The 14,162-nt window shown below is 66.4% G+C and carries 14 protein-coding genes and 1 pseudogene; 9 read left to right on the top strand and 6 right to left on the bottom strand.

The window, feature by feature from the left end:
• Together DIE23_RS29255 and DIE23_RS29250 are read right to left on the bottom strand one after the other, a co-directional pair.
• Complete coding sequence (locus DIE23_RS29255; RefSeq protein WP_124615288.1) at positions 1–819, bottom strand: alpha/beta fold hydrolase; 819 nt, start codon at positions 817–819, stop codon at positions 1–3.
• Positions 788–1,390, bottom strand: a complete 603-nt coding sequence (locus tag DIE23_RS29250) for an amino acid synthesis family protein (protein WP_124615287.1) — start codon at positions 1,388–1,390, stop codon at positions 788–790. Before DIE23_RS29250 ends, DIE23_RS29255 begins: the two co-directional genes overlap by 32 nt.
• Positions 1,391–1,500: 110 nt before the next feature.
• Between DIE23_RS29250 and DIE23_RS29245 the strand changes: the two genes are divergently transcribed.
• From DIE23_RS29245 to DIE23_RS29205, 9 genes and pseudogenes are all read left to right on the top strand, one after another.
• Positions 1,501–1,791 carry a DUF1330 domain-containing protein gene (locus DIE23_RS29245; RefSeq protein WP_124615286.1) on the top strand — a complete coding sequence of 97 codons (291 nt, stop codon included), beginning with the start codon at positions 1,501–1,503 and terminating at the stop codon, positions 1,789–1,791.
• 130 nt (positions 1,792–1,921) lie between these two features.
• Entirely contained in the window at positions 1,922–2,611 is a 690-nt protein-coding gene (locus DIE23_RS29240; protein ID WP_124615285.1) for a GntR family transcriptional regulator, read from the top strand.
• Positions 2,612–2,870: 259 nt separating this feature from the next.
• A pseudogene (locus tag DIE23_RS29235) lies at positions 2,871–3,302 on the top strand (flavin reductase); the annotation flags it as partial.
• A gap of 183 nt (positions 3,303–3,485) precedes the next feature.
• A complete protein-coding gene (locus tag DIE23_RS29230; protein WP_124615284.1) occupies positions 3,486–4,526 on the top strand; it encodes an ABC transporter substrate-binding protein in 1,041 nt (346 codons plus the stop codon).
• Positions 4,527–4,668: 142 nt separating this feature from the next.
• On the top strand, positions 4,669–5,550 hold the full coding sequence (locus DIE23_RS29225; RefSeq protein ID WP_124615283.1) for an ABC transporter permease: 882 nt from the start codon (positions 4,669–4,671) through the stop codon (positions 5,548–5,550).
• A gap of 1 nt (position 5,551) precedes the next feature.
• Positions 5,552–6,352 (top strand): ABC transporter permease, encoded by an 801-nt coding sequence (locus DIE23_RS29220; RefSeq protein WP_124615282.1) that lies wholly within the window; start codon positions 5,552–5,554, stop codon positions 6,350–6,352.
• Between the two features lie 11 nt (positions 6,353–6,363).
• Entirely contained in the window at positions 6,364–7,470 is a 1,107-nt protein-coding gene (locus DIE23_RS29215) for an ABC transporter ATP-binding protein (RefSeq protein WP_124615281.1), read from the top strand.
• A gap of 11 nt (positions 7,471–7,481) precedes the next feature.
• On the top strand, positions 7,482–8,189 hold the full coding sequence (locus DIE23_RS29210; RefSeq protein WP_124615280.1) for a GntR family transcriptional regulator: 708 nt from the start codon (positions 7,482–7,484) through the stop codon (positions 8,187–8,189).
• Between the two features lie 173 nt (positions 8,190–8,362).
• Complete coding sequence (locus tag DIE23_RS29205) at positions 8,363–9,823, top strand: NAD-dependent succinate-semialdehyde dehydrogenase (RefSeq protein ID WP_124615279.1); 1,461 nt, start codon at positions 8,363–8,365, stop codon at positions 9,821–9,823.
• Between the two features lie 124 nt (positions 9,824–9,947).
• Here the strand turns inward: DIE23_RS29205 and DIE23_RS29200 are convergent, their stop codons facing one another.
• The 4 genes from DIE23_RS29200 to DIE23_RS29195 form a co-directional block, all read right to left on the bottom strand.
• Positions 9,948–12,257, bottom strand: coding sequence for an LPS-assembly protein LptD (locus tag DIE23_RS29200; RefSeq protein WP_260436200.1), 2,310 nt, complete (start codon positions 12,255–12,257; stop codon positions 9,948–9,950).
• A gap of 64 nt (positions 12,258–12,321) precedes the next feature.
• Entirely contained in the window at positions 12,322–12,717 is a 396-nt protein-coding gene (locus DIE23_RS40435; RefSeq protein WP_260436199.1) for a hypothetical protein, read from the bottom strand.
• A complete protein-coding gene (locus DIE23_RS39730) occupies positions 12,710–12,886 on the bottom strand; it encodes a hypothetical protein (protein ID WP_185646554.1) in 177 nt (58 codons plus the stop codon). The genes DIE23_RS40435 and DIE23_RS39730 overlap by 8 nt, the downstream gene beginning before the upstream one ends.
• 146 nt (positions 12,887–13,032) lie before the next feature.
• The gene (locus DIE23_RS29195; protein WP_124615277.1) at positions 13,033–14,145 is read right to left on the bottom strand and encodes a porin; all 1,113 of its coding nucleotides are present in this window, start codon (positions 14,143–14,145) and stop codon (positions 13,033–13,035) included.
• Positions 14,146–14,162: the final 17 nt, after the last annotated feature.

The raw sequence follows: 14,162 nt of genomic DNA, 5'->3' as shown, positions 1-14,162 counted from the left end.
TCACACTTCCGATTTCAGGGTTTCCGCGTGCGGCACGGTATGCAACCAGGCACGCAGCGCGCGATTGACTTGCTCGGGCGCGGTCAGGTTCACCATGTGGCGCTCGTTCTCGATCACGACGGCCTTGCCGTCGTGCGCGGCCTGCGCCATCTGCCGGGCCATCTCGGGCGTCGAATTCGGGTCGTCCGATCCCGTCAGCACGAGGGCAGGGCAGGCGATCCGGTGCCAGCCGTCGGCATACACCTCGTCGCCCTTCGCGAACGCGGTGTACGCGGTGGCGTAGCCCGCCAGGTCGACGGACTGCAGCCACGCTTCCACCTTGTGCGCGGCGGCCTGCTGCGCTTCCTCCGCGTTGAACCAGCGCCGCAGCGGCGTATCGACGTCGATGGTGCCCGAGCGCAGTTCGGCGGCGCGTTGCAGGACGGCTTCACGCGCCTGCTCGGTGCGGCGGTACACACCGTTCAGGACTGCCACGCGCTTGACCAGATCGGGCCGCGTCACCGCGACGCCGGCGGCGATCAGCGAGCCCATCGAGTGGCCGGCCAGGTTGACGGGGCCGACATGCAGCGCCTCGATGAACTCGATCGCCCACTGCACGAACTGCCGCAGGTCGGCGTCGGTGTCGAGCGCATCGCTCGCGCCGTGGCCCGGCATGTCGACGGAGATCACGCGGAAATCGCGCGACAGGTCGTCGATCTGCGGATACCACGCGCTCGCCTGCATGCCCACGCCGTGAATCAGCACCAGCGGTTCGCCGGCACCCTGGTCGAGGTAGTGGGCGATGCGCTTATTTGACAGCGGCAGGGTTCTTGACGTCATTTCCGAGCTCTGCGAGATCTTTGTAGCGGTCGCCGATGCGGTGATGCGGACGGCCGGCGGTGGCGGCGCCGATGGCGATGACCAGTTCGTCGGCGGCCGGTGCGTCCGGAATCGAGAACTGGAGCGTCAGGTAGTGCGAGCGACGGCCTTCGTCGTTCTTGTCCATCATCGGGATCAACAGCGGCGCATTGGCCGGGCCGCGCGTGTTGTTGAACGCGAGGTACGACTTGGCGCCGACGGCCGTGCGATAGGTGTTGCCGAAGTGCAGCGTGTGGATCAGCGCGGACGCATGCTCGATTTCACCGTCGAGGCCGACGATCGCGCTCTTGCCGAACGCCTCGACCGCGTCGCCCGAACCGGCTTCGTCGAGGATCATCTTCGTCAGGTGTTCGCTGAGCTGCGGCGCCAGCGCGCGGATCTCCGGCGACAGGTCCTCGACGTACCCGCGGCCTGCCCACGGGTTCTTGATCACGGCGGCCGCCCCGATCATCTTCAGCGGCTTGGCGGCGACCTTGTCGCCGTCCACGTAGAGCGTCTCGACATGGAGGACGGATTTCCGAATCAGGCTCATGGCACCTTCCTTTCGTGCGTTGATTGTGGGATTCATTGTGGTATACCATGTTACGGCATGCCATGAGTGTTAACCCGTGTCTGGGAATTTCCCGAAACTGGAGGCGAGAAATGAGTGCGTACTGGATTGCCCACGTGCAGGTGCTGGACCCCGTGAAATACAAGGACTACACGGACCTCGCGCCGCAGGCGTTCAAGAAGTTCGGCGCGGTGTTCCTGGCGCGCGGCGGCGCATCGCAGGTGCTGGAGGGGGACTCGTTCGAGCGCCACGTCGTGATCCGCTTCCCGGATATGCAGACGGCACTCGCGTGCTATCACTCGCCCGAATACCAGGCGGCGAAGGCGAAGCGGGATGGACATTGCCGCGCCCAGATCGCGATCGTCGAGGGGCTCGAGGGCTGATCGCGTGGCTGACGGTGCGCTCGCGGCGCGGGATGGAAAGCTCTGACAGTTAGGTCATAATATGGCATTCCATGCCTGCGCCCGGCTTCCTGCCGGCTGCAGGCCACCCCCCGTTTCCAGAGTACCGCTCATGCAAGACCTCAAAATCGACCGCAATGCCAAGACCTTGCGCGAACTGACGCTCGACAAACTGCGCGGTGCGATCGTGCAGGGTTATTTCCGGCCCGGCGCGCGGCTCGTCGAACGCACGCTGTGCGACGAACTCGGCGTGAGCCGCACGGTGGTGCGTGAAGTGCTGCGGCATCTGGAGACCGAAGGGCTGGTCGAGACCGTTTCGCGGCAAGGGCCGGTGGTCGCGCGGCTCGATCCGGCGCAAGTCGGCGAGATCTACGAGTTGCGCGGCCTGCTCGAAGCGAATGCCGCGCGCGCGTGCGCCGAGGGCGCGACACCCGAGGTCGTGCGGCAACTGCGCGAGGTCCGCGCCGTGATCGAGGATGCATTCGAGAAGCAGGATCTGCCGCGTGTGCTCGAGTACACCGAGCGCTTCTACGAAACGCTGTTCGAGGCCGCGGGGAAGCAGGTGTCGCTGACGGTCGTCAAGACGCTCAACGCGCGCATCAACCGGTTGCGTGCGCTGACCATCGCGATGCCGGGACGCGGCGGCGACTCGAACACCGAGATGAACCGCCTGCTCGACGCGATCGAGCGGCGTGACGGCGAGGCGGCTTCGGCGGCGTCCGCCGCGCACATCAAGCGGGTTTCCGAACTCGCGCTGTCGGCGCTCGCGCAGCAGCAGGACGAGGCACTCACCGACAACTGACGAAATCCCGGGCGCGGGATCGAAGCGCGCGCTTGAAGTGCAAAGGCCGCCGGCATCATGCCGGCGGCCTTTTGTTTTGTCTGTCGATTCGGCCGGTGCGACTCATGGTATTCCATAATACGATGTTCATTGTTGTAGTCCATAAGATGGCATACCATAATCTCATCGAGTAACGCAGTGACCACGGGAGCACGCCATGACTGAGTCGATGACCGGACCAATCGCGCAGCAACAGGTATTCGACACGCTCGGATTCCGCCGCGCGCAGGTGGGCGCGATTCTCGAACATCGCGACGGGCTGGTGCTTGTCGATACGCCCGAAGGCCTGCGCTTGCCGACCGGCATCCGGCTCGAACCGGCCAGCGACGCGGCGAGCCTGCGCGGCGTGCTCGCGAAACTCGGCCTCAACACGCATCTCGACTTCCTGTTCGCCGTATTCGAATCGGCCGGCGCGCGCGAGCCGGGCGTCCATATCTATTACCGCGGCCGCGTGATTCCCACCGGTTCGCCCTGGTTCGACAGCAGCATCCGCATCGTGCCGCTCTGGCAGGTGCCGTGGGACGAGATCGCCGACACCGCCGTGCGCGCGATGCTCGAACGCTACGTGCGCGAACGCCGGCAGGACGCGTACGGCATCTATGTCGGCGACACGGAAGCCGGCACGGTGCAGCCGCTCGCGCTCGCGCACTGACGGCGCCGGCCGGAACCGGCGCGCCGCGCGCGGGTGGCCCGAGGGTCGCCGCGCCGCGGCACGGTAATGAACGACAAGATCGAGAAGCCGGCGCGGCTGGCGCTGCCGGCCTGAACACGTGTATTCGAATGGCTGCCGTTCCGGTGGCCGCGAGCCGCAACCGTTTCCCCCTGGAGAGAGACCATGAGCAGCAGAAGCAACCCGCGTTTCGCAGCATCGCGCCTCGCCTGTATCGCCCCGTTGGTCGCGCTGTGCGCCGCGCCCGCGCTGGCCGCGGACCCGATCGTGTTCACGAGCTGGGGCGGCACGACCCAGTCGTCGCAACAGAAGGACTGGGCGCAGCCGTTCACGCAGGCGAGCGGCATCAACGTGCTGATGGACGGGCCGACCGACTACGGCAAGCTCAAGGCGATGGTCGACAGCGGCAACGTGAGCTGGGACGTGGTCGACGTCGAAGGCGACTTTGCCTACGCAGCCGAAAAGGCCGGGCTGATCGAGCCGATCGACTATTCGGTGGTGAAGAAGGCCGAGCTCGACCCGCGCTTCGCGACGACTTCCGCGGTGGGCAGCTTCTATTACTCGTTCGTGCTCGGCTACAACAAGTCGAAGTACACGGGCGCGCAGCCGCAAAACTGGGCGGACCTGTTCGATACCAAGCGCTTCCCGGGCAAGCGCACGTTCTACAAGTGGTCGGCGCCGGGCGTGCTCGAGATCGCGCTGCTCGCCGACGGCGTCGCGCCCAACAAGCTGTATCCGCTCGACCTCGACCGCGCGTTCAAGAAGCTCGACTCGATCAAGGGCGACATCGTCTGGTGGAGCGGCGGCGCGCAGTCGCAGCAGCTGCTCGCATCGGGCGAAGCGCCGGTCGGCATGTTCTGGAACGGCCGCCTGCATGCGCTCGCGCAGACCGGCGTGCCGGTCGGCATGTCGTGGAACCAGAACCTGACCGCCGCCGACATGCTCGTGATCCCGAAGGGCGCGAAGCATCGCGACGCGGCGATGAAGTTTCTGGCCGCCGCGACGAGCGCGCAGGCCCAGGCGAAATTCGCGGCCGACACGGGTTATGCGCCGATCAACGTGAAGTCGGCCGGGCTGATGCCGCCGGCGATCGCGAAGACGCTGCCCGACCAGTACAAGACCTCGCAGATCAATCTCGACATGAAGTACTGGGCCGAGAACCGCGACGCGATCGCGAAGCGCTGGTACGCGTGGCAGTCGAAGTAAGCAGGCCTGGAAACAGGGAATCGGCACGCGTTCCGGTCAGGATGACGAACCGGATCGAACCGGACCGGCCGAGCAACGCATCTGCATGGGGCCAGGGGTAACGGGCGCTGAAGCGCCGGCCCTGGCCGACAAAGGAGAAACCATGCCAAACGTATTGAGTACCGTCGCGCATCCGCCCGCGGCGAAAGCGCGCAAGCGGCGCGACTGGCGCAGCATGCGGCTGCTGACGCCCGCGATGCTGCTGCTCGTGATTTTCTTCCTGTTGCCGGTGCTGTCGCTGCTGTTGCGCAGCGTGCTCGAGCCGACGCCCGGGCTGCACAACTACGAGCAACTGCTCGGCTCGACGACGTACGTGCGCGTGTTCGGCAATACGTTTCTCGTGGCGACGGTCGTGACGCTCGTCACGTTGCTGGTGGGCTTTCCGATGGCGTGGCTGCTCGCCATCGCGCCGCGCCGGCTCAGTGCCGTGCTGTTCGCGATCCTGCTGCTGTCGATGTGGACCAACCTGCTCGCGCGGACGTTCGCGTGGATGGTGCTGCTGCAGGGGACCGGGCCGATCAACCGCGCGCTGATGGCGATCGGCGTGATTCGCGAGCCGCTGTCGCTCGTAAACAACCTGACGGGCGTGACGATCGGCATGACCTACATCATGCTGCCGTTCCTCGTGATGCCGCTGCACGCCACGCTGCGCAGCATCGACCCGTCGACGCTGCGTGCCGCCGCGGTATGCGGCGCGAGCCGCTGGCAGGCGTTCTGGCGCATCCTCGTGCCGCTCGCGATGCCGGGCGTGGCCTCCGGCGCGCTGATGGTGTTCGTGATGGCGCTCGGCTACTTCGTCACGCCCGCGCTGCTGGGCGGCCCGTCCTACATGATGCTCGCGGAACTGATCGCGCAGCTCGTGCAGGAACTGCTGAACTGGGGCCTCGCCGGTGCCGCGGCATTCGTGCTGCTCGCCGTGACGCTCGCGCTCTATGCGTTGCAGCTGCGCTTCACCGGCAGCGCCGCGACTACGGGAGGTCGCTGACATGTTGCTCGATTTCGATCGCCTGGGCGCACTGCGCTGGGTTCTCGTGGCCGTGGGCGCGGCCGTCGCGCTGTTCCTGCTGTTGCCGATCTTCTTCATCGTCGCGCTGTCGTTCGGCGATTCGCAGTGGCTCATCTTTCCGCCGCCGGGCTGGACGCTCGAATGGTACCGGCAGCTGTTCACCGATGCGGGCTGGATCGACTCGCTGCTGACCAGCGCGAAGCTGGCGGTGATCGTCACGGTGCTGTCCGTCGCGATCGGGTTCCTCGCGTCGCTGGCGCTCGTGCGCGGCAAGTTCCGCGGCCGCGAGGCCGTGCGGGGCTTCTTCCTCACGCCGATGGTGTTGCCCGTCGTCGTGCTCGCCGTCGCGCTCTATGCATTCTTCCTGCGCATCGGCCTGAACGGCACGATGACCGGCTTCGTGATCGGCCACCTGATCATCGCGCTGCCGTTCTCGATCATCTCGATCAGCAACTCGCTCGTGAGCTTCGACACGGCGCTGGAAGACGCCGCGCTGATCTGCGGCGCGTCGCCGCTCACGGTGAAGCTGCGCGTCACGCTTCCCGCGATCCGGCTCGGCCTCTTTGCCGCCGCGATCTTCGCGTTCCTCGCATCGTGGGACGAAGTCGTGGTGTCGATCTTCATGTCGAGCCCGACGCTGCAGACGCTGCCGGTGCGGATCTGGGCGACGTTGCGGCAGGACCTGACACCCGTCGTCGCGGCCGCGTCGTCGCTGCTCGTCGCACTGACGACCGTATTGATGCTGGCGGGCGCCGTCGTGCGCCGCGCACGCGCTAACTGAGGTAACACGCCATGACTGCATTCCTGCAAATCCAGCGCCTGCGCAAGACCTACGACGACGTCGTCGCGATCGACCAGGTGTCGCTCGACGTACGCAAGGGCGAATTCATGACCTTCCTCGGGCCGTCGGGTTCGGGCAAGAGCACCACGCTCTATATCGTCGCGGGCTTTCAGGAGCCGACCGACGGCCGCGTGCTGCTCGAGGGCAAGTCGCTGCTGTCGGTCGCGCCGAACCAGCGCAACATCGGGATGGTGTTTCAGCGCTATACGCTGTTCCCGCATCTCACCGTGGGCGAGAACGTCGCGTTCCCGCTGCGGGTGCGCCGCCGGCCTGAAGCCGAAATCCGCGCGAAGGTGGAGCAGATGCTGAAGCTCGTGCATCTGTCCGAGTGCCGCGACCGGATGCCCGCGCAGCTCTCCGGCGGGCAGCAGCAGCGCGTCGCGATTGCGCGTGCGCTCGCCTACGATCCGCCGGTGCTGCTGATGGACGAGCCGCTCTCCGCGCTCGACAAGAAGCTGCGCGAGGAAATCCAGCTGGAGCTGCGCCGCATTCACCAGGAAACGGGCGTGACGATCCTGTACGTCACGCACGACCAGGAGGAAGCGCTGCGCCTGTCGGACCGCATCGCCGTGTTCAACCAGGGGCGCATCGAGCAGGTCGGCACCGGCGAGGAGCTGTACGCGAACCCGGCTTCGCGCTTCGTCGCGAGCTTCATCGGCAATTCGAATTTCCTGCCGGTCAAGGTAACGAAGCACGGCGACGGCCGCATGGGCGGCGTGTTCCCCAATGGACTCGAGATGGTGTCCGACATGTTCCATCCGACGCTCGCCGCCGGCGACGAAGGCGCGCTGATGATCCGCCCGGAACAGATGCGCATCAGCTCGCTGCAACGCGCCGGCGGTTCGCAGGGTTCGAGCGGCACGGCGGGCCTGCCCGTGACCGTGCGCGACGTCACCTATCTCGGCGATGCGATGCACTACGCGGTGGCGACGCCGTGGCAGCAGGAGATCTCGATCCGCATGCCGGCCGCGCATCGGCACGACAACGGCATCGTGATCGGTGCGCAGGCGCTCGTCGACTGGGACGCGCGCGACGTGCGCCTGTTCGCGCAAGCCTGACGGCGGCAGTCATGTGTCCCGCACTGCCGTCCCTGAAAGTGCAGCGGCCCACCGCCACGCTGCGCGAGCTCGCGCTCGAGAAAATGCGCAACGCGATCCTGGATGCGCACTTCCAGCCGGGCGAGCGGCTGGTCGAGCGCGCGTTGTGCGAGATCCTGGGCGTGAGCCGGACCGTCGTGCGCGAGGTCCTGCGGCATCTGGAAACGGAAGGGCTGGTCGCCTCGATTCCGAACCAGGGGCCGATCGTCGCCATCCTCGACTTCGACACGGCGGCCGAGATCTACGAGATACGCGCGTTGCTGGAAGGCGAGGCGGCGATGGCCTGCGCACAGCATGCCGACGCACCCCTGGTCGCCGACCTGGCGGCGTGCATCGACCAGATCCGGCAAGCGTTCGACGCGCAGGATCATCAGGCGGTGAAGGCGCTCACGTCGGCATTCTATGAGCGCATGTTCATCGCCGGGGAAAAGCATGTCGCGTGGGAGATCGTGCAGACGCTGATCGCGCGGATCAACCGGTTGCGTGCGCTGACGATCGCCTCCGACGATCGCGGACACCAGGCGGTCGAGGAGATGCGCGCGATCCTCGCGGGCATCGAGACGGGCAACGGGGTGGCGGCGCGCGAAGCCGCCATCGCGCACGTGCACCGGGTGGCCGAGATCGCGCGCAAGCTGCTGGCCCATGGTCACGAAAGTGCTTCGTGGCGTCAGGCCGGATAGTGCGTTTTGCTGCGTGACGCCGTTCTTGTCACCGCTACTTTGCACTGCGAAGGGTGCGAAGAAATGTCTTCGCGTCGTTGCGTCGCTGCCGACCATCATTTGAAATTTGCCGAATTTGCGGCCCGAGTCGTGCTCGGGCCGCCCAATGCATTCTTATTCCGGAAGGAACGAACGTGGAATTGAACACGCTGTTGAAGGATCCGGCGCTCTTGCGTCATCAGGCTTATATCGACGGGCAATGGTGCGAGGCCGACTCGGGCGAGCGCTTCGACGTGCTCGATCCGGCGACGGGCGCGACGCTTGGCGGCGTTCCGTCGATGGGCGCGGCAGAGACGTCGCGCGCGATCGACGCCGCGAATGCGGCATGGCCGGCGTGGCGCGCAAAGACGGCGAAGGAGCGCGCGCGCATCCTGCGCCGCTGGTACGAGCTCATGATCGAGCACGCCGACGATCTCGCGCTGATCCTCACGGCCGAGCAGGGCAAGCCGCTTGCCGAAGCGAAGGGTGAAATCGTCTACGGGGCGTCGTTCATCGAATGGTTCGCCGAAGAGGGCAAGCGCGTGGTCGGCGACACGCTCGCGACGCCCGCGTCGGACAAGCGGCTCGTGGTCGTCAAGGAGCCGGTGGGCGTGTGCGCGGCGATCACGCCGTGGAATTTCCCGAACGCGATGATCACCCGCAAGGTGGGGCCGGCGCTCGCGGCCGGCTGCCCGATCGTCGTGAAGCCGGCCGAAGCGACGCCGTTCTCGGCGCTTGCGCTGGCGGTGCTTGCCGAGCGCGCGGGGGTGCCGAACGGCGTGCTCAACATCGTCACCGGCGACCCGAAGGCGATCGGCGGCGCGCTGACGAGCAGCCCCGTGGTGCGCAAGCTGTCGTTTACCGGATCGACCGGCGTGGGGCGGCTGCTGATGGCGCAAAGCGCGCCCACCGTGAAGAAGGTGACGCTCGAGCTCGGCGGGAACGCGCCGTTCATCGTGTTCGACGATGCCGATCTCGATGCCGCCGTAGAAGGGGCGATCGCGTCGAAGTACCGCAACAACGGGCAGACGTGCGTGTGCACCAATCGCTTCTACGTGCACGACCGGGTTTACGACGCGTTCGCGGCGAAGCTGGTGGCGGCCGTGAAGGGCCTGAAGGTGGGGCACGGCACCGAAGGCGGCGTGACGCTGGGGCCGCTGATCAACGACGCGGCGGTCGGCAAGGTCGAAGCGCATATCGCGGACGCACTCGGCAAGGGCGCGACGCTCGCCGCCGGCGGCAAGCGGCATGCGCTCGGGCATGGCTTCTTCGAACCCACGGTGCTCCTGAACGTCACCGCGCAGATGGACGTCGCGAGAGAGGAGACGTTCGGGCCGCTCGCGCCGCTGTTCCGCTTCTCGAGCGACGACGAGGTGGTGAAGCTCGCCAACGATACCGAGTTCGGGCTTGCCGCGTACTTCTACAGCCGTGACATCGGGCGCGTCTGGCGGGTGGCCGAGCAGCTCGAATACGGCATGGTCGGCATCAATACGGGCCTCATTTCGAACGAGGTCGCACCGTTCGGCGGCGTGAAGCAGTCGGGGCTCGGCCGCGAAGGCTCGCATTACGGCATCGACGATTACCTCGTCATCAAGTACCTGTGCATGGCGGTCTGATCGTCGACTCGTCCGACTTCCAGGGAGTCACCCGGCACACCGATGCGGAAAACGCAACCGGCGAGCGGTTGCCGCTTCGATGCTCGCCGGCCGGGCCGATCCAGCTCGCCGGGCCTTGGGGGCCTCAGGGAAGATCGGTGAACCGATCGCCGCCTTCCTGTTGCGTGCGGGGCGCCGAGTAACCCGGCACCGCGGCCGAAAATTGCTTCTGCAATCCGCTGTCGGCCGCCCCGAGTCCCTTCAATTGCAGTTGAACCATGATCCGCGTGCCGGACGTGGCAGTGGTCGAACTCGTCGCGTACAGGTACTTTTCGCCGGCGACGCCGAGGCTCCAGCATGACGCGTCGTACTGGATGCCGACCAGCCCGGTTCGCAGGCGGCGCGCATGCAGATCGTAGTCGAGCCGGGCGACGGCCGAGAGATGGGTCGTCAGCGGCCACTGCGCGGCCAGCACCGCCTGGCTGACCGGCTCGACGTCTTCGCTCGCATACGAATAGTCGACCGCGCGGTTGTAGCGATACGACATGTTCAGTACCCGCTGCTCGCCGGGCGACCAGCCGAAGCCGATCGAGGCACGCCGCAGATAATCGTTGATCTCGTCGTACTGCGCGGCCTGCTCGGCGTTGAAGCCGGCGCCGAGCTTGTACGATGCGCCGGCCACGAGCCCCGTGCGCGAGATCGTCGACGTCGAATCGCTCGACGTCAGCGTGACCTTGGGCGCTTTGAAATCGTACTGTTGCGCGAGGACGAAGCGGGCACGCTCGTCGCCCGTGGCCGGCTCGATCAGGCGCGACGTGAGCGCCGCGGTGATCCGGTTCGCGTCCGCAATGCGATCGTGCCCGACGAACGTGTTGTCGGAGAATAGTTCGCCGATCCCGAAGTCCGTCACGGCCGTATCGAACAGCGGTGCATGGTACTGGTTGCGATACGGCGTATAGACGTAAAAGACGCGCGGTTCGAGCGTCTGAAGATAGGCATGCCCGAACAGGCGCACGCCGCGCTCGAAGCGCAACCCCGTATCGACCGTCACGGTCGGCACGTTCATGTCGAACTGCTTCGGCTGACCGCTCGGCGCGTCGCTGCCGATCGACGTGAGGCTGTAGCTCGCGAAATGCCACTTCAGTTTCGGCGTGAAGAACCAGCCGGGGCGCTCGACCGAATACGCGACGTATGGATCGAACACGAAGCGATTGCCCTGCGTCGCGCCGGAGACGGTCGACCTGAAGCGTGTCGCATCGGCCTCCATGCCGAAGTCGAAACCGCCGGCGTTATATCGTGCGTAGCGCACGTTCAATTGCGGCTCGCTGGCGTAGATCGTCGTGCTGTCGAACGATTGCCAGTGCTGGACCCTGAACAGCACGGACCACGGCGCGTGCGAATAGGTCAGCCCGGCTTCCTGGCGGTACAGCGTCGACGAGGCGGCCGTGCCGGACGATGCCAGCGTCGACGCCGCCGACGCATCCGACACGCGGTCGCCATACAGATAGAACCCGAAGCCGTTGCCGATGTTCCAGTCATGCTTGACGTGCAGCGAATAGCGGTTCGTGCGGGTCAGCCGGTCGTCGGGCAGGTAGGCGATCGCCAGCTCGCCGCTGTAGGTGGGCGACAGATAACGATAGTCGGTGCCGAGCATCGTGCCGCGCCGCTGCATGGTGCGCGGCGTCAGCGTCAGGTCGTAGTTCGGCGCGAGATTCACGTAGATCGGCTGGGTCAGCTCGACGCCGTCGGTCGAGTCGTACGAGACGGTCGGCGGCAGCAGCCCGGTGCGCCGTGCGCTCGACAGCGGAAACGACAGCCACGGGCTCGCGAAGATCGGCATCCCCTGAAAGAACAGCACGCCATTGCGCGCGACGCCGGTATCGCCGCCGCTGTCGATGTCGAAGCGCGACGCCTTCAGGTACCAGCCCGGCCGGTCTTCGCACGCACAGGTCGTGTAGGTGCCGTGCTCGACGGACGTGTGCTCGGCGTCGACGACGTCGATGCGCGCCGCGCTGCCGCGGCCGCCGTTCAATGTGAAGCGGTAGGTGGGCGCGACGATGTAACCCTTGTTCGCTTCGATGCGGAAATGGGCTTCCGGTCCGAAGAAGAGGCGTCCGCTGTCCGCGAGCACGACGTCGCCATAGGCATCGGCGACGTCGGTGTCGAACGCGTAGTGAATCGCGTTGCCCTTGACGACCGAACGATCGCGGCGCAGCTCGGCATGGCCCTTGAGGGCGACGTCGGTGTCGGCGCTCGTGCTCGCTGTGTCGCCGAGCGCGATCGTCGCGGGGCGTTGCCCGGTCGAAGCGGGATGCTCGGCGAGTGTGTCGGCGGAGCGCAGGGTCCAGGCTGACCATGCGTCCGTTTGCGCGTGCACGATGCACCACGGCAGGTGGAGCAGCAGGCATGCGAGCGGTTTCAGCCGCAGGCGGCCCGGCAGTGAACGTGAAATCAAGAGAAACGGTCCGGCGAGAGGGCGGAGGCGACGAGGGGGCGACTGACGCCCGCGCCGGTCGGCATCACTGGAAGGTCGCGCCGGGTGGCGGCGCCAGAATGGAGGCGATGCCGGCCGCCTTGCAGAGCGCGTCGAGCATGGCCGGGACTTGTCCGCCGGGAACGGAGAAGCCGAGGGCGGGGCCGCCTTGCAGATGAAAGCGGACGAATACGTGCGGCGTGTCGTCGATCCGGCCGATTTCCCAGCCGGTCGTCGGCAGCACGACGCGCGCGTCGTCATGCCTGTCGGCGAGCCGCGCCGAGTGCTCGATGGCGTTCGGCAGCGCGACCAGCAACGCATTGAACGTCGAGCGATGCAGCGAGAGCGCCGAATGCGCGCCGCGCACCAGCAGGAATTCGCCGTCCTCCGACATTTCCATGGCGCTGACCGAGCACAGCTTGAGCGTCGCGAAATCAGGCACGGGGCGTCTCTCCCGGCCACGCGACGCATGCAGCCGGCATCGCCAGGCGCCGCGCAGGCGTGGCAGTCCGCGCGATGCTGCCGGTTTGCTGCAGCAGCACGAATGCCGCCGGCGACGAACTGCTTTTGAGCACTGCGGCAAGGATGCTCGCGGAAAGATACAGCGTCATGATCGACCTCGTCTCGCATGTCTGAAAGTGGGGAAGCTGCCTTCGCGTGTCGCGAAGGCGTGACCGTTCCGTTGCCCGATTCGGCATGAAGGGGGCAACGGGGGCGATCGACCGCCGTGTCGAAGCGCGGCGAATGCACCGGCCGATCAGAAGCTGTGCCGCAGGCCGACCGTGACGATGGCCTGATGATTCGAGCTCGATGCGCTCAGCCCGTCGATCGACGCGGTAATGCCGCTGTCGCCGGCGCCATGCACGTGCTGATACACGCCCCGCAGATACACATCGGTGCGTTTCGACAGCGCGTAGTCGGCCGTCAGGCCGGCCTGGTTCCATTTCGGCCGCACGCCGTCGATTTGACCGTCGGTATAGGTATAGGCCCCCGTCACGCTGAACGCGGGCGTGAAGTTGTAGCGCGCCTGCACCTCGTAGTTGTTGAAGCGTGCGCCGCCGCTGCTGAACGACAGGCCGTCCGACGTACCCGAGGCGGAGGCGCCGATGCCGGTCAGCCCGTTCAGGCGCGTCTGCGTGAAGAGCGCGCCGACGGTCGCCGCGCCGAACGCGTAGTTCGCGCCCAACCCCCAGGTCCGTTGTCCGCTGGCCGTAAACGTCGTGTCGTCGGACACCGCGCCGCTCGTGTTGGTGGTCGAGCCGGCGCGGCCGAGATTCAGGTATCCCGCACCGACGTCGAGGCCGCCGTAGTGATAGGTCGCGCCGAAGCTGTATGCGCGATTGTTCGAGAAGCCGGTCGAATTCGAGAAGCCATACAGGCCGCTGAACGTCAGGCCGCCATAGTTCACGCTCTGGTACTTGACCGAGTTGTTCACGCGGAACGAATCCTGGACGTTGTCGTTATCGTACGGATGGGAAATTCCCGACATTTCCAGTGCGCCAAGCGTATCGACGACGGAATCGTATTGACGGCCGAGCGTCAGCGTGCCGAACCGGTCGCTCGACAGGCCGACGAACGCCTGGCGGCCGAACAGGCGGCCGCTCTGGCCGAGCTTGCCGTTCATCACGTCAAAGCCGTTCTCGAGCGTGAAGATCGCCTTCAGGCCGCCGCCGAGATCCTCGCTGCCCTTCAGGCCGAAGCGGCTGCCGCTCAGCACGCCGCTCGTGGCCGCCACGCTGCTTTTTCCTCCCGCGTTGCTGGTGTAGGTCACGCCCGCATCGATGATCCCGTACAGCGTTACCGAACTTTGTGCGTACGTGTTTGCGGCGAACAGGCCGAAAACGCCGGCGGCCAGCAGTGTTCTAGTCATTTAATTCTCCGAAGCAA

Source organism: Burkholderia sp. Bp9143 (assembly GCF_003853645.1).
Taxonomy (GTDB): domain Bacteria; phylum Pseudomonadota; class Gammaproteobacteria; order Burkholderiales; family Burkholderiaceae; genus Burkholderia.
Note: the sequence above shows the minus strand (reverse complement) of the source record. Positions and strands in the feature narration are given on the sequence as shown.